The 15639-nt window shown below is 69.5% G+C and carries 10 protein-coding genes; 5 read left to right on the top strand and 5 right to left on the bottom strand.

Annotation, left to right across the window (positions count from 1 at the left end; translation table 11 throughout):
• Positions 1 to 125: 125 nt before the first annotated feature.
• The 5 genes from M3U25_RS04945 to M3U25_RS04925 all read right to left on the bottom strand — a co-directional run bounded on the left by M3U25_RS04945 (position 126) and on the right by M3U25_RS04925 (position 10967).
• Positions 126 to 3008 (bottom strand): TIM-barrel domain-containing protein, encoded by a 2883-nt coding sequence (locus M3U25_RS04945; RefSeq protein ID WP_355499541.1) that lies wholly within the window; start codon positions 3006 to 3008, stop codon positions 126 to 128.
• Positions 3009 to 3061: 53 nt separating this feature from the next.
• Complete coding sequence (locus M3U25_RS04940) at positions 3062 to 4753, bottom strand: DUF5597 domain-containing protein (protein WP_355499544.1); 1692 nt, start codon at positions 4751 to 4753, stop codon at positions 3062 to 3064.
• A gap of 17 nt (positions 4754 to 4770) precedes the next feature.
• A complete protein-coding gene (locus M3U25_RS04935) occupies positions 4771 to 6705 on the bottom strand; it encodes a sialate O-acetylesterase (protein WP_355499547.1) in 1935 nt (644 codons plus the stop codon).
• An 83-nt stretch (positions 6706 to 6788) separates the two neighbouring features.
• Complete coding sequence (locus M3U25_RS04930; protein WP_355499550.1) at positions 6789 to 9635, bottom strand: TonB-dependent receptor; 2847 nt, start codon at positions 9633 to 9635, stop codon at positions 6789 to 6791.
• A gap of 369 nt (positions 9636 to 10004) precedes the next feature.
• Positions 10005 to 10967, bottom strand: a complete 963-nt coding sequence (locus M3U25_RS04925) for a LysR substrate-binding domain-containing protein (protein WP_355499553.1) — start codon at positions 10965 to 10967, stop codon at positions 10005 to 10007.
• 278 nt (positions 10968 to 11245) lie between these two features.
• Here M3U25_RS04925 and M3U25_RS04920 point away from each other — a divergent pair, with 278 nt between their 5' ends.
• The 5 genes from M3U25_RS04920 (at position 11246) to fdxA (ending at position 15257) form a co-directional block, all read left to right on the top strand.
• On the top strand, positions 11246 to 11866 hold the full coding sequence (locus M3U25_RS04920; RefSeq protein ID WP_355499556.1) for a 2-dehydro-3-deoxy-6-phosphogalactonate aldolase: 621 nt from the start codon (positions 11246 to 11248) through the stop codon (positions 11864 to 11866).
• Entirely contained in the window at positions 11863 to 13014 is a 1152-nt protein-coding gene (gene dgoD / locus M3U25_RS04915; RefSeq protein ID WP_160946586.1) for a galactonate dehydratase, read from the top strand. The genes M3U25_RS04920 and dgoD overlap by 4 nt, the downstream gene beginning before the upstream one ends.
• A gap of 4 nt (positions 13015 to 13018) precedes the next feature.
• Positions 13019 to 13942: an SMP-30/gluconolactonase/LRE family protein gene (locus M3U25_RS04910; protein ID WP_242161334.1), complete on the top strand. Its 924-nt coding sequence runs from the start codon at positions 13019 to 13021 to the stop codon at positions 13940 to 13942.
• Complete coding sequence (locus M3U25_RS04905) at positions 13939 to 14835, top strand: 2-dehydro-3-deoxygalactonokinase (RefSeq protein WP_355499561.1); 897 nt, start codon at positions 13939 to 13941, stop codon at positions 14833 to 14835. The genes M3U25_RS04910 and M3U25_RS04905 overlap by 4 nt, the downstream gene beginning before the upstream one ends.
• A gap of 98 nt (positions 14836 to 14933) precedes the next feature.
• On the top strand, positions 14934 to 15257 hold the full coding sequence (fdxA, locus tag M3U25_RS04900) for a ferredoxin FdxA (RefSeq protein WP_017909525.1): 324 nt from the start codon (positions 14934 to 14936) through the stop codon (positions 15255 to 15257).
• Positions 15258 to 15639 lie beyond the last annotated feature (382 nt).

Here is a 15639-nt window from a genome sequence, read left to right as displayed (position 1 = left end):
TGCCATAGCAAGGACCACGCCTTTGCGTCCGAGCATGCGCGTCGCTGCATCGCGCCCGCGCAACACACCACGACCGCCGGCATGCGGTAACGGATGTTGGCAACCCCTCGTGCATCGCCCCAGGCTCATCCGGCCTGCGCCGCGGCGGCATGGCCGCTCCCCTTGCGTGGCACCTCCAGGGGCTGACCGCTGTAGTCCACGCTGGCATCGGCAGTGGGCTCGAGCGCACCACCCTCCTCGCGCGTGCCGTCGACGAAGTGCACGTGCATGGTGCGCCGTGCCTGCATGCCGGGCCAGCGACCTTCGCGCGCACCGATGCGCAACACGCCCCGTGCCTGGTCCCACTGCAGCGGGATACGGCTGAACTCGCCCTTCTCGTAGCCGTAGCCGGTGCCGTCGTCCTCGTACAGCGAGAAGCGGCCGTCGGCGCCGGTGTAGACCACCACGGTCAGCGGCGCATCCGGGATCTGGTCGACGTACTGCTGCACGCGGGTCATCGGCACGATGGCGCCGGCGCGCACGAACAGCGGCATGCGCTGCAGCGGCGCGGCAGCGTCGATGGTCTTGCCGCCAGCGTGGCGCGCACCGCTGTTGAAGTCGATCCAGTCGGTACCCGCCGGCAGGTACACCTTGCGCGAGGTCGCGCCGAAGCGGGTCACCGGTGCGACCAGGAACGCCGGCCCGAACAGATACTCGTCGTCGATGTCGGCGACCTTGGGGTCGTGCGGGAAGTCCATCGGCAGGCCGCGCATCATCACCCCGTCGCGGTGATAGGTGTCGCCGGCGAGCGTGTAGATGTAGGGCAGCAGTGCGTAGCGCAGACGGCTGTAGTAGGCCATGCTGGCGTAGTACGGCGTCCCTTCCGGCGCGATGTTCCAGATCTCGCGGTACGGGAACTGGCCGTGCGAGCGGAACAGCGGCACGAACGCGCCGAACTGGAACCAGCGCGTATTGAGTTCGCGCCACTCGGGCAGGTGCGCCGGGTCCTGGGTTTCGTAGCGCTTCTCCACGGCGAAGCCGCCGATGTCGAAGGTCCAGTTCGGCAGGCCCGACATCGACAGGTTGACGCCGGCGGAGATCTGCTCGCGCATGTCCTCCCAGCGCGAGGCGATGTCGCCGCTCCACACCGCTACCGCGTTGCGCTGGATGCCGGCGTAACCCTTGCGCGAGAGGATGAACACGCGCTTGCCATCGGCGGCACGATCGCCGGCATAGACGCCGTGGGTATGTGGCAACGGATAGGCGTTGAAGAATTCGGTGGACGGCCCCAGCGCGGTCGGCGTGGTGCGTGCCTTGCGCTCGGCGATGTCCAGGTTGGAATGCACGTCGGGCTCGTCGGCATCCAGCCACCAGGCATCGATGCCCTTGCGGTTGAGTTTTTCGTCGATCTGCCGCCAGTAGATCGCCTGCGCATCGGCCGCATACGGATCGTAGAACGCGTTGGTGTAGCCCTTGCCGATCCAGTCCAGTTCGCCCACCTCGACGTTGCGCCGGTAGATGTGTCCGGCCGCGTCCAGTTCCTTGTAGTGGGCGGTGCTCGGATAGAACTTCGGCCAGACCGAGATCATCAGTTGCGCATGGCTGGCGTGCACCGCCTTGACCATGCCGTCCGGATCGGGAAAACGGCTGCGATCGAAATCATGCGAGCCCCAGGCGTTCTCCGGCCAGTACGACCAGTCGAGCACGATGTTGTCGATCGGCAACTGGCGCCGGCGGTACTCGGCCAGCGCGCCGAGCAGTTCGTCCTGGGTCTTGTAGCGCTCGCGGCTCTGCCAGAACCCATAGGCCCACTTCGGCAGCAACACCGCCTTGCCGGTCAGTTGCCGGTAGCCGGCGATGACCTGGTCGGCGTTGTCGCCGGCGACGACGTAGTAGTCGATCATCTGCCCCGCTTCGGACCACAGCGACAGGTTGCCGGCCTCGGCCGCCGGCAGCGGATCGCGATGCAGCAGCGCGATGTAGCTGGGATCGATCAGGTCCCACTCGACCTTCAGGGTATGCCGCTGGCCAGGCTGCAGTTGCAGCGCGAACTCGTGGTGCCAGGGGTTCCAGTTCTGCCGCCAGCGGTCGACGCGCAACTTGCCGTCGACCCACAGCCTGGCGTATTCGCTGGCGTAGAGCGAGAAGGTATGCGTGCCGCCGCGCTCGGCCTCGACCTGGCCTTCCCAGCGCACCTGGACGCGGCGCTTGTCGCCGGGCTTGGCGGCCGCGGGAAACCTCGCCAGGTCCTTGATGTACTGATAGTCGATGTCGGGCTCGCGACGCTCCAGCACCGGCTTGCCGTCGATGGCGTAGTGCGCGGTCAGCGCACCGGGCTTGCCGTGCGCGTCGTACAGGCGCAGCGACGCCGGCAGCGGTTGCAGCCCGCGCGGATCGCCGAAGCGGGTGATCGCATTGTTGTCCCAGAGGATGCCGTAGTTGCGACTGGACACCAGGTACGGCACCGCCATGTCCAGATTGCTCTGCAGCAACTCGATGTCGTGGCCCTTCTGGTTCATCCAGCCCTGCTGGTGCTGGCCGAATCCGTAGAAGGCCTCGTCGGGCGGCGAGACGAAACGCTGGCGCACGCTCAGGTAGTGGCGCCCTTCGACCTGCAGCGGCGCGAAGCTGCGTCCGCCCGCCACTTCCGCCAGCAGCGGCGTGCCCTGCGCATCGGCGAAGCCGACATGGCCGTCGATGGTGGAGACCTGCGCGGTCATCCGCGCGGTCTTGAGCTGCACCGTGTCGCCGCGTTGCTCCAGCGTAAAGCCGGTGTCGCCCTGCACCGGCACCCGCATCAGGCTGGGCGTGCGCTGGAACGTACCGGCCGGATCGGCGCTGACGCGGACGATGCCGCGGTCGATCACCTGCAGGCGCACCGGCGCCGCGCCCTTGGCGCTGGGATGCACGGTGACGCCATCGGCATCGCGGGTCACCTGCTGCGCGGGAGCGGACGCGGCGACAAGCGAGAGCGACAGCAGCAACAGGCCTCGCAACGAGGGCGGCAGGGGGCGATTGGCGTTGTGCATGTTCACTCCATTGGATCGTCACGCAGCGCGGCACCACAGGCGCCGCCGCGTCGTCAGTAGGTCGCCAGGGTGACGCGCAGCAACTGCGGCACGTCGGAGAAGTTGAGGCCGTAGTCGGTCTGGTCGCCGTTCCAGTTGCGCCGGAACTGCCAGTGCTCGCCGTCGTAGACGCCCTCCTCGACCCGGTCGTAGAGCAGGTTGGCGGTCGCTGCGCTGGCCGGGTGCAGGGTCACCCGCGCGTGCTGGGCGGTGATCAGGAAGGTGTCCGGGCCGAGTTCGGCGATCAATGCCGCGCCGATCGGTGCGGCATTGCCCGGCGGCGTGCCCTGGAACCAGAACTGCGGCACGCCATAGGTGATGGTGGCACTCCAGCGCGCGTTGAGCGGCAGCTCCTGTACCGCCTGGCCCGGCGCCTCGGCAGTGCCGTGCAGTTTGCCCGCGGCCGCGGCGCGGGCGAACACGCGCATGCCCATGCCCACCGCACGGTAGCCCAGCGCGAACGGCGCCAGCGCCTGCGCGTCCACGCGCTTGGCGCCGAGCGGATAGTTGGAGTAGCCGCTGTAGTCGATGCCGAAGGTCGACCAGCCGATGCCGTCATGGCCCAGCGCCGGATACAGGTAGCGCGCGTATTCGGGCCGGTTGCCGGTCTCGGCCACGAACAGCGCGTTGTCCGTCCGCGCGTAGCGCTGCAGCACCGTGGTGTACAGCGGGTACTCGGGCATGTAGATGTCCGGTGCCAGCAGGTCGATGTGCGGCGCCGCCGCCTTCCACACGTCCAGCACGTTGTCGGTGGGGCCGCCGCTGGCGTACTGCCCGGGCTGGCCGGGATTGAACGGACCGCGCAAGGCCGCGTTGACGTAGATCGGCAAGGGATAGGCGGCCTTGCCGGCCTCGGCGATGCGGTCGATGAAGCGCGCGATGTGCCAGGCATGGAAGATCTCGTCGGCATCGGCGCCGAACACCTGCGCCCAGCTGCCCGGCGACTTGCCGAGCCGCTGCAGCAGCGCCTGCGGCACCGGGCCGTCGAACTCGCGCTGCGCCATCGGCGAGAAGTCGCGCACGCTGCCGTAGGTGCCCGGCTCGTTCTCGGCCTGGACCATGATCACGGTGCGCTGCGGATCGGCCTGGCGCAAATACCGCATGAAGGCAACGAAGGCGGTGCGGTCGGCCTCCAGCGTGGCCGGCGCCAGCGGCGACAGCGAGCCCAGGCGCCGTCCGTCGCGGGCGACCACCCGCGGGAAGCGCGCATCGTCGGTCTTGACCCAGTGCGGTGCGTAGTTGGGCCCGTTGTTCTTCCAGGTGCCGAACCACAGCAGCACCAGCCGCACCCGCTGCGCGCGCGCCTGCGCCAGCAGCGTGTCGACGAAGGAGAAATCGAAACGGCCCTCTTCCGGTTCCACCTGTTCCCAGGCGATCGGCACCTGCACGGTGTTCGGCCCCAACGCGCGGATCGCCGGCCACACCTGTGCCAGCGCCGCCGGATAATTGCTGGAGTTGTTGACCTGCGCGCCGAGGATCAGGAACGGCGCGCCATCGACCAGCAGCGCGTGGCGGCCGTCGCTGCTCACCAGGCGCGGGATCGGCGCCTGCGCCTGCGCCGATGGCGCGGCGTTGGCGGCAACAGCGCGTGTCTGGGCCGGCGGCGCATCCGGCGCGGCCCGGCAGGCCGCAAGCAGCAGCGACAGCAGCACGGGCAGCAGGCATCGACGGCGGGCGGTGCGCGGCTGCGGCCCGGTGTCTCCCATGCGACGCGTGCCCTGCCTCACCAGCTGTCGGTGCGGAACGGGCCCACCGGCAACTGCTCGCGGTTGACCAGGTTGGCGTCCTCGGGGTTCTCGCTCCAGGCGTAGCGCAGCGCCTGCGGCTGCGGCACCTCGGCGCTGCGGACCACCACCTGGTCGCCCTCGATGCGCGCCTGCGCCGGATGGAAGCGGCGATCGGCGCCGGCCAGGGCGAAACCGCGCACCGCGTTGCCGCCGCGCACCGCCAGCGCGCTGCCCATCAGGTCGAACATCACCCGCGCCTGGCCGTCGGCAAACGTGGCACGCGCGAACACCGGCGCGCTGTAGACCAGGGTTTCACCGTAGGCCACGTGCCGCGCGACCAGCGCCAGGCGATGCCCCACATCCTGCTTGTTGGTGGGATGGATGTTGTCCGGCATGCCGATGTCGATGGTCACCGCCTGCCCGGTCGCCGGCAGCGCCAGCGTCCTGGTCTGCGATTCGCGCAGTTGCGCCCACGGGCTCAGGTCGCCCTGGTCGTTGCCGGCCTTCCAGTTGGCCAGTTGCACCCACAGGAACGGCAGTTGCGGCTGTCCACGCTCCTGCCGCCAGCGGCCGATCAGCGACGCGAACTGCTCGCGGTAGCGCAGCGCACCGTACGGATAGGCGTTGCTCTCGCCCTGGTACCAGATCACACCCTTGACCGGGAACGGCTGCAAGGGATGGATCATCGCGTTGTACAACAGCGTCGGGATCTGGTTCTTGTCGTCGTTGGCAGCCAGCGTGACCTTGCCCGGACGGAACTGCCAGTCGCCGGCGAGCGAGTGCGGCTGGCCACCATCGGGCTGCACGAAGAATGCCGCCGCGTCGCCGGGAATGCCGCCGAAGCCGCCGGTATCCAGGATCCGGATCGCGATGTGGTTGACCCCGGCGCGCAATGCCGTCGGTCGTACGCGATAACGGCGCGGCTCGGTGTAGCGCCCTTCGGTATGGCCGACCACGACGCCGTTGACGTAGGTGGTGTCGGCATCGTCGGCCGGGCCGATGCCCACGACCGCGCCGGCCCTGGCTTCGGCCGCGCTCAGGGTGAAGCTGGTGCGGTACCAGGCGACGCCGTCCATGCCAACGTAGCCGTGCTGCTCCCACAGCCCCGGCAGCGGCTGGCGGTCCCAGTCGCGGTCGTCCAGATCGGCGGCGGCCCAGCCTGCATCCGCATCCGCGGTAGCCGGCGGCGGCCAGCGCGCCAGGCGCCGCCTGGTCTCGCCAAGCTCCTTCGCGTCCTTGACCTGCATCTGCGCGATGCGCGTGCGCACCTGCGCCGCGTCCACGCCGGGCGAGTCCGCGTCCATCCAGGCCTCGATCGCGCTGCCCCCCCAGGTGCTGTCGATGATGCCGATCGGCACCCCGGTGCGCTGGCGCAGGTCGCGCGCGAAGAAGTACGCCACCGCCGAGAACGCACCCGCGGTGCTCGGCGTCGCCGCGACCCAGTGGCCCCCGGGCAGGCGCGGCTGCGGTTGCGCCGCCCAGGCCTTGGGGACCTTAAAGTTGCGCAGCTGCGGATCGGTCGCCGCCGCCACCTCGCGCGCACCGTCGCGCGCCTGCGCCAGCGGCCATTCCATGTTGGACTGGCCACTGGCCAGCCACACGTCGCCGATCAGCACGTCGCCGATGCGGCGCTGGCCGCCGTCGCCCTGCACGTCCAGCACGTACGGACCGCCGGCCGCATGCGCCGGCAACTGCAACTGCCAGCGGCCATCGACGCCCGCGACCGCACTGGCGTTGGCGCCATCCAGGCGCGCCTGGATGCGCGCGCCGGGCGTGGCCCAGCCCCACACCGGGATCGGCGCATCGCGCTGCAGCACCGCGCCGTCGTCGAACAGCAGCGGCAGTTGCAGCGCGGCCGCGGCCGGCCATGACGCGGTCGCCAGGGCCAGCAGGGCCAGGCGGCGGACGGTGGAAAACAATGGGACGGCCATGAGCGGATCCTGCATCGGGGGAGAGCCCGGCCGCGGCCCCCGCCTCGCCGCAGGCGGACCGCGTGCCGGATGCGGCGCGGCGCCTACCAGTTGGCGCGCAGCACCAGCGAGTAACGGCGATCGTTGACGAACCAGCTGCGCGTGTACAGGCGGCGGTCGACCTCGCCGTCGCTGTACGAGGTCGGCCCCATCAGCACCTTGGTCACCGAATTGGTGAGGTTGTTGGCCTGGATGCCCAACTGCAGGTGCGGGGTGAAGCGGTAGAACACCGAGCCGTCGAGCTGGCCGTAGTCGTCCGACCAGGTCGGCAGCTTGGTTGCCACGTCGCTGGCGGTGAGCAGGTAGCGCGAGCGCCAGTTGTAGGCCAACCGCACCGACAACGGCCCCTTCTCGTAGATGCCGGCCAGGTTGTAGCTGCGCCGCGACAGGCCTTCCAGCGGCAGCGCCACGCCGGTCACGGTGGTCTTGGTGTACGGATCGGTGGCGGTGTTCACGCCGCCGCTGCTGTCGACGAAGGTGAAGTTGGCATTGACGCCGAAGCCGCTCATCCAGCCCGGCAGCGAATCGAAGAACTGCGTGTAGCCGTACTCGAAGCCGCGGATGCGGCCCTTGTCCATGTTGTACGGGCGCGTCACCAGGAAGTCCTGGCCGCCGTAGTTCTCGGTGACGGTCTGGTTGGAGAAGTAGTCCTTGACGCTCTTGTAGAACAGCGTCAGGTACATCATGTCGCTGCTGTCGAAATACCACTCCAGCGCCGCGTCGTACTGGTCGGCTTTCATCGGCTTGAGGTTGGGGTTGCCGGCGGTGCCGGTCCATTCCTTCGGCGTTCCGTCGTCGTTGAAGGTCGCGGTCAGCAGCAGGTACGGCTGCAACTGCGTGTAGTCCGGTCGCGCCATCGCCTTGGAGGCGGCCAGGCGCAGCTGCAGCGCATCGGAGAACTTGAAACGCAGGTTCAGGCTCGGCAACACGTCGGTGTAGCGGCCGCGCGCGTTGTTGGGGAAGTACTGACCGTCGTACTGCGCCTTCAGCGCCTCCGAGGCCGCGGTGGCGGAGAGGTCCGGATACTGGCCGTAGCCGGCTGCCTCGGTCCTGGTCTGCACCACGCGCACGCCGATGTTGCCGTCCACCGGCACGCCCAACGTCTCGTCGTTGCCGAAGTACATCACCATGTACGCGGCCTGGGTGCGTTCGAACTGGCGGTTGGTGTCCTGCAACTGGTATTGGTCCGGCGCCCAGCCGGAGCCGCGCAGCGCCACGATCTGCTCGATCAGCGCCGAGGTGCCGGCGTAGTCCTTGACCGCGCTGTTGCGCGGAAAGACCAGTTGGGTCGGCACGTTCACCTTGCCGCGGAACAGGTTCGAATAGGTGTACAGCGACGACGAGGCGGTCATGTAGCTGGCCAGGTCGGCCAGGCCGGTGGCGGTGCCGGGGACGGTGGCCCAGTTGTCGGTGATCACGCCCCAGTTGTAGCCGGAATTCTTGTTGGTCTGGGTCCGATCGGTGGCGCGGATGCCGGCGCGGAAGGTACGCAGCCACGGGTTGTCGTCGTAGCTGTATTCCAGGTCGAAGCGCGTGGCCAGTTCGCGGCCGCGGTTCTTCGCCAGGTGGTCCATCGCCGCGCTCCAGAAGTAGTTGGAGGGGTTGGCGGTGTAACCGGGATCGGCCAGGGTCACCGCCGGGTAGCGGCCACCGAGGTCCACGTTCAGGCCCGGCAGGTAGATCGAACTGAACAAGGTGAAATCCAGCACGTCGCTCTGCGAGCGCACCAATTGCATGTCGCCGCGCACGGTCAGCCGGTCGGTCAGGCGATGGGTGAAGCCGCCGGACAGGTCGGAGGTCGTGGTGCTCTGCTGGGCATAGCGGTTGTCGGTGTAGAAGCGCACGCCGTCGTTGCCGGTGACGTTGCCGCGCCAGGAGGTGGACACCGGCGAGCCGCTGACGAACCGACCCTCGCTGTCGTAGGTGAAGGTGGTGCCCGGCGCCGGCACGATGGCGTTGGTGTCGTCGTTGAAGAACGCGGCGCGGTCGCGCCAGTTCATGTCGTAGGACGAGCGCAGGTATTGCACGTACACGTCGGTGGCGTCGCTGGGGCGCCACTGGAACGCCGCCGCCACGCCCTTGCGCTTGCGCTCGAAATCCATCTGCCGCCAGTTCACCCCGCCCGGCACGTAGACCTTGTCGAAGGTGGTGCCGGCCAGCAGCGCCGGATCGGTGCGGCGCACGAACGGCTCGACCTGGATGCCGTCGCTGCGCGTGGCCAGTTCCGAGTGCGCCACGTCGAGCATGAGGCCCATCTCGCCGAGGCCGGTGTTCCAGCGATCGCTGAACAGGAACGAGCCGGACGGCTTGTAGGTCTTGCTCATGTCGCCGTAGTTGACGTCCGCGGTGGCGCCGACCACCCGCCCTGGCTGGTCGAACGGCATGCGCGTACGCAGGTTGACCGTGCCGCCGAGGCCGCCTTCGATGATCTCGGCCGACGGGTTCTTGTACACGTCCACGCCGGCCATCAGTTCGGCCGGCACGTCCTCGAAACTGAGCCCGCGCCCGCTGGCGGCGCTGAAGCTGTCGCGTCCGTTGAGTTCGCCGCGCACCTGGGTCATGCCGCGGATCATCACCCCGCTGCCTTCGGCCGAGAAGTGGTCCGGATCGTTGCGCGCCATGAAGTGATCGATGGTCACGCCGCTGACCCGCTGCAGGGTCTCGGTGACGCTGCGGTCCGGCAACGCGCCGATGTCCTCGGCGCTGACCGAATCGACGATCTGCTCGGCATCGTGCTTGATCGACTGCGACTTGATCAGGCTGCCGCGCACGCCCTTGACCTCGACCGCGTCGAGCTGGGTCACCGAGCCAGGCGTCTGCGCCTTGGCGGCGCGCTCCGCGTCCTGCGCCAGCGCCTGCGCGCTGAGCAGCAGGCCGATGCTGAGCGCCATGATGGAACGCGGCAAAACGCGGGTACGGCGTGACGCTGCGGTCGGCCAGGCCGGACCACGGGGATGCTGCGAGGCCATGCTGTTTCCCTCCCAGGAGACATGCACACAGACACGGGCGACGGTCGCCAAGGGCGCCGTCCTGCGAGTTGTGACGGCATCGGTCTCGGCCGCTGCCGTATCGGATGGCGCCGCTGCACGGATCGGCAGGTCGCTCGCTATCGCGATCGGCCGAGACTAGGGAATGACAAACGCGTGAAGCAAATGAAGATTTCACGCCCAGCTATGCGATTCCCGACTAACGGGATGCGCACCACGGCATGTCTACGAAATCGTCCGCTTGTGTCAGGAAAGTGCCTGCAACGGCGCCGTTCAGATGCCTGCCGCCCGCTCGGGGTACAGCCGCTTGGCGGCGTTGCGCAATGCCAGCAACACCCGTTCGGCACCGGGCGGCAACAGATAGTCGCAACGGCGCACGATGCCGAACGATTCCATGCGCACGCCCAGCGCGATCGGCAACACCGTCAGCAGCTTGGCCTGCACGTACGGCGCCACCGCCTCGGCCGGGAGCGCGGCCAGCAGGTCGCTGCCGCGCAGCAGGCTGGTCATCACCGGCAGCGACGAGGTCTCGATGACGTTCTGCGGCGCCGGCACCGCGTGCTCCAGGAACATCGCGTCCAGCCGCGCGCGCAGCACGCTGTCGGCTGGCGGCAGCACCCAGCCGTAGCGCGCCAGGTCGGCATGGCGCAGGTCGGCGCGGGTGGACAGCGGGTGCCCGGCGCGGGCGATCACCGAATGCGGCTCGTCGGCCAGCGGCTCGAACTCCAGCGCCTCGGCGCCGTAGGGGCCGAGGATGCGTCCGATGACGATGTCGAGCTGGCCGTCGAGCAGTTTGGCCACCAGCGGCCGGCTGTAGTCCATCTCCACCCGCACCAGGATGCCGGGGAACTCGCGCTTGACCTCGGCGATCGCCTGCGGCACCAGGTTGGTGCCCGGATTGACCACGGTCCCGATCGAGACCTGGCCCATGCGCCCTTCGCACAGCGCCGCGATCTCTTCCTGGGCGCGGCCGATCTCCGACATCGCCGCGCGCGCGCGGCGGATCAGCACCTGCCCGTACCAGGTCGGCTCGACCCCGCGCGCATGGCGCTCGAACAGCTTCACCCCCAGCAGGTCCTCCATTTCCGCCAGCAGCTTGGACGCCGCCGGCTGGGTCATGCTGGCCGCCTCGGCCGCGCGCAACACCGAGCGGTGCTCGTGCAACTGCAGCAGCAGCAACAGGTGCCGGGTCTTCAGGCGCGCGGCGTTGAACCAGGGATTGGCGGAGGCATTCATCGTGGGCAGGCATCCTGAGGGCGGCGCCGCGTATTCGGCGGCGGAATAGAATATGCCTAAAATTTCATTTGCAGAGCATAGCTCACGCGCGCAGGCTACTGCCCGTCGCGCCCCCTGCTGGCGTCGCCGCCGCCCCCGCTCGCGCAGGCAGGCCGATTCAGCCGGGTTCGCGCCAGCGCCGATGCAGCGGGCGCGGACCGCGGCCTTGCCGACCGGCCCCACCGCGGCACCGCGCTGACCGCGCGCCTTCTTCACCGCCGCTTCCGTCAGGTACCCCGATGTCCGCCGCTTCCCCGTTCCGACTCCCGCTGATCGCGATCCTGCGCGGCCTCACCCCGGAGGACGCGCTGGCGCACGTCGGGGCGCTGGCCGATGCCGGCTACGACGCGATCGAGATCCCGCTCAATTCGCCGCGCTGGGCCGACAGCATCGGCCCGGCCGCGCAGGCGTTCGGGCAGCGCTGCTGGATCGGCGGCGGCACCGTGCTGCAGATCGGCGACGTCGACGCGCTGGCCGATCTGGGCGCGCGCTTCATCGTCACCCCCAACACGCGCCCGCCGGTGATCCGCCATGCGGTGGCGCGCGGCCTGCAGGTGGTGGCCGGCTTCGCCACCGCCACCGAGGCGTTCGACGCGCTGGACGCCGGTGCGCAGATGCTCAAGCTGTTCCCCGCCGCCACCTACGGCCCCGGCCACGTGCGCGCCCTGCGCGCAGTGCTGCCGGCGCAGGTACCGCTGTTCGTGGTCGGCGGCATCAACACCGAGACCCTGCACGATTACCTGGGCGCCGGCGCGATCGGCGCCGGCATCGGCGGCGAGCTGTACCGCCCCGGCCAGTCGCTGACACAGACCCAGGCGCATGCCGCCGCCTTCCGCCTCGCCTATCTGGACCGCGCATGAAGATCGTCCGCCTCACCACCTACCACGCCGCGCCGCGCTGGCTGTTCCTGAAGGTCGAGACCGACGAAGGCATCACCGGCTGGGGCGAGCCGGTCATCGAAGGCCGCGCGCGCAGCGTCGAGGCCGCGGTGCGCGAACTCGGCGAGAGCCTGATCGGCAAGGACCCGGCGCGGATCAACGACATCTGGCAGATGCTCTACCGCGGCGGCTTCTACCGCGGCGGCCCGATCCTGATGAGCGCCATCGCCGGCATCGACCAGGCGCTGTGGGACATCAAGGGCAAGGCGCTGGGCGTGCCGGTGTACGAACTGCTCGGCGGGCGCGTGCGCGATCGCATGAAGACCTACCGCTGGGTCGGCGGCGACCGCCCCGCGGCGACCATCGCGCAGATCCAGGGCTACCGCGACCTCGGCTTCGACACCTTCAAGTTCAACGGCACAGAGGAAATGAAGCTGATCGACGGCCCGCGCGCGGTGGATGCGGCGGTGGCCAAGGTGGCGCAGATCCGCGAGGCATTCGGCACCGCCATCGACTTCGGCATCGACTTCCACGGCCGCGTCGCCGCGCCGATGGCGCGCGTGCTGCTGCGCGAGCTGGAGCCGTTCAAGCCGCTGTTCGTCGAGGAGCCGGTGCTGCCCGAGCAGGCCGAGTACTACCCGCGGCTGGCCGCGTCCACGCCGATCCCGCTGGCCGCCGGCGAGCGCATGTTCTCGCGCTTCGACTTCAAGCCGGTGCTGCAGGCCGGCGGCCTGTCGCTGCTGCAGCCGGACCTCTCGCACGCCGGCGGCATCACCGAATGCCTGAAGATCGCCAGCATGGCCGAGGCCTACGAAGTCGGCCTGGCGCCGCATTGCCCGCTCGGCCCGGTGGCGCTGGCCGCCTGCCTGCAGGTGGACTTCGTCTCGCACAACGCGGTGCTGCAGGAACAGAGCATCGGCATCCACTACAACGAAGGCGCCGACCTGCTCGACTACGTGCTCAACAAGGACGACTTCGCCTGCGACAATGGCGGCAGCATCGCCGCCCTTCCCAAACCGGGCCTGGGCGTGGAAATCGACGAGGAGCGCCTGCGCCATGCCAACGCCAACCCACCCGACTGGCACAACCCCATCTGGCGTCACGCCGACGGCAGCATCGCCGAGTGGTGAGCCGATGAACGTTTCCGCCGCGCCCCGCCACACCGCCACCCTGGCGGTGGACAGCCGCTGCGAGCATGGCGAAGGCATGCTGTGGTGCGAGCGCCGCGGCGTGCTGTTCTGGGTCGACATCAGCGGCCGCCGCCTGTGGCGCCACGATCCCGCCAGCAACGTCAGCCGTCATTGGGACCTGCCCGACCGCCCCGGCTGCCTGGGCCTGTTCGACGACGGCCGCCTGCTGCTGGCGCTGGCCAAGGGCGTGTACGCCGCCGATCCGGATGCCGCCGCCGAGGCCGACGGCGCGCTGCCGCTGCAGCACCTGGCGGACGTGGAACCGGAGCGCGACGACACCCGCAGCAACGACGGCCGCGCCGACCGCCACGGCAACTTCGTGTTCGGCACCATGAGCGAGCGCGCGGACCAGGCGCCGGTCGGCAGCTTCTACCAATGGTCGGCGCGCCACGGCCTGCGCCGCCTGCCGTTGCCGGGCGTGGCCATTCCCAACGCGATCTGCTTCAGCGCCGACGGCCGCACCCTGTACTACTGCGATTCGGTGCAGCCGCGCATCCTGTGCTGCGACTACGACCCGGACAGCGCGCACACCGCCAACAGCCGCGTGTTCGCCGAACTGGATCACCCCGGTGCCGAGCCGGACGGCGCCATCGTCGATGCCGAAGGTCACCTGTGGAACGCGCAGTGGCGCGCCTGGCGCGTGGTGCGCTATCGCCCCGACGGCAGCGTCGAGCGCAGCGTCGCCCTGCCGGTCAAGCATCCCACCTGCCCCACCCTCGGCGGCGCCGACGGCGGCACCCTGTATTTGAGCACCTCGCGGCAGGACCACAGCGAGGACGAACTGGCGCGCACGCCGCAGGCCGGCGGCGTGTTCGTGGCCGCGGTCGGCATCGCCGGCCTGCCCGAAGGACGCATCGCCAGCGCATGATCGTCGTCGATTGGGGCACCAGCAGCCTGCGCGGCTATCGGCTCGACGCCGACGGCGGCATCCGCGACCAGCGCCGCAGCGACCAGGGCATCGCCGCCTGCCAGGGCCGCTTCGCCGCGACCCTGGCCGCCTTGATCGACGGCTGGGACGGCGACGTCGTCCTGTGCGGGATGATCGGCAGCCGCAACGGCTGGATCGAACTGCCGTACGCGCCCTGCCCGGCCGACGCCGCCGCGCTGGCCGCGGCGATGCAGCCGCTGCAGGATCCGGCCCTGCCCGGTCGCACGCTGTGGTTCGTGCCCGGCGTGGCCAGCGACGCCGACGCCGTACCGGACGTGATGCGCGGCGAAGAGGCCCAGTTGATCGGCCTGCTCGCGTCGCTCGCGCAGGAACCGCCGACGGCCGAGGCCCACCACGTCTGCCTGCCCGGCACCCACAGCAAGTGGGTGACCCTGCAGCATGGGCGCATCGCCTCGGTGGCGACGATGATGACCGGCGAACTGTACGCGCTGCTGCGCACGCACAGCCTGCTGGCGCGACTGATGGACGCCGACGATGGCGCCTTCGATGCGGCCGCGTTCGATGCGGGCGTGCAGCGCAGCGGCGACCCCGGCGGCTTGCTGCACCATCTGTTCGGCGTGCGCAGCCTGGGCCTGTTCGAGCGACTGAGCGGTGCCGCGGCACCGTCCTACCTGTCCGGCCTGCTGATCGGCCACGAGTTGCGCGCGCGCGCCTTGCCGCCGGTGGTGCACCTGGTCGGCGGCAGCGGCCTGCTGGCGCGCTATGCGCATGCGCTGGCCGCGCTCGGCAGCGGCGTGCGCACCCACCCGGAGGATCTGGCCGCGCGCGGCCTGTATCGGCTGGCACAGCAGCACGGCGGCCTGACCGGCTGAGCCGCGCGCGTCGCCCGGCTCCTGCCCGGCTGCCCCGCACACACGGCGGCGAGCGCCGCTTTGCATTAGAATTACCGGGTTAATCGCCGGATCCCGCCATGCCTTTCGTCGTCACCGAAAACTGCATCAAGTGCAAATACACCGACTGCGTGGAAGTGTGCCCCGTGGATTGCTTCCACGCCGGCCCGAACTTCCTGGTGATCGATCCGGACGAATGCATCGACTGCACCCTGTGCGAGCCGGAGTGCCCGGCCAACGCCATCTATCCCGAAGACGACGTGCCGGCCGGCCAGGAAGGCTTCGTCGCGCTCAACGCGGAACTGGCCAAGGCCTGGCCGGTACTGACCACGCGCCAGGAACCGCTGCCCGATGCCGCCGAGTGGGACGGCAAGCCGAACAAGCTGCCGCTGCTGCAGAAGTAACTGCGCGCGGCGGCGCAGAAGCCGCTTCAGCCGCGATGGATGTGCCGGATACACGCGGTCGCGGCTGAAGTCGCTCCTACAGAAGACAAAACGGGCGCCCCAGGGCGTCCGTTTTGCGTTTCAAGCGGCGGAAGCGACACCAACGTCGCATCGGTGCGCAGCTCGGCCTTTACTGCGCGATCAACGCGACCGCCCATTGCCGCTAGCACACCGCGCAGATCAACCGCCAAGACTTGCACGCCAGCCTTTACCGCCATCGCATAGTCGTAGGAGCGGCTTCAGCCGCGACACAAGCGCCGGTACGGCGGTCGCGGCCAAAACCGCACCTGCTCCAAACAAAACGGGCGCACAAGGCGCCCGTTTCGCATGCGAATCGCATGGC

It is taken from the genome of Xanthomonas sp. PPL134, assembly GCF_040595915.1.
Lineage (GTDB): Bacteria > Pseudomonadota > Gammaproteobacteria > Xanthomonadales > Xanthomonadaceae > Xanthomonas_A > Xanthomonas_A indica.
The sequence above is the reverse complement of the archived record's forward strand: the minus strand, read 5'-3'. Positions and strand labels throughout refer to the sequence as shown.

Bases quoted from the DNA above. Each gene is read 5' to 3' on its own strand.
- fdxA (WP_017909525.1), top strand. From the start codon at position 14,934: ATGCCTTTCGTCGTCACCGAAAACTGCATCAAGTGCAAATACACCGAC.
- M3U25_RS04930 (WP_355499550.1), bottom strand. From the start codon at position 9,635: ATGGCGCTCAGCATCGGCCTGCTGCTCAGCGCGCAGGCGCTGGCGCAG.
- dgoD (WP_160946586.1), top strand. From the start codon at position 11,863: ATGAAGATCGTCCGCCTCACCACCTACCACGCCGCGCCGCGCTGGCTG.
- M3U25_RS04910 (WP_242161334.1), top strand. From the start codon at position 13,019: ATGAACGTTTCCGCCGCGCCCCGCCACACCGCCACCCTGGCGGTGGAC.
- M3U25_RS04905 (WP_355499561.1), top strand. From the start codon at position 13,939: ATGATCGTCGTCGATTGGGGCACCAGCAGCCTGCGCGGCTATCGGCTC.
- M3U25_RS04945 (WP_355499541.1), bottom strand. From the start codon at position 3,008: ATGCACAACGCCAATCGCCCCCTGCCGCCCTCGTTGCGAGGCCTGTTG.
- M3U25_RS04925 (WP_355499553.1), bottom strand. From the start codon at position 10,967: ATGAATGCCTCCGCCAATCCCTGGTTCAACGCCGCGCGCCTGAAGACC.
- M3U25_RS04940 (WP_355499544.1), bottom strand. From the start codon at position 4,753: ATGGGAGACACCGGGCCGCAGCCGCGCACCGCCCGCCGTCGATGCCTG.
- M3U25_RS04935 (WP_355499547.1), bottom strand. From the start codon at position 6,705: ATGGCCGTCCCATTGTTTTCCACCGTCCGCCGCCTGGCCCTGCTGGCC.
- M3U25_RS04920 (WP_355499556.1), top strand. From the start codon at position 11,246: ATGTCCGCCGCTTCCCCGTTCCGACTCCCGCTGATCGCGATCCTGCGC.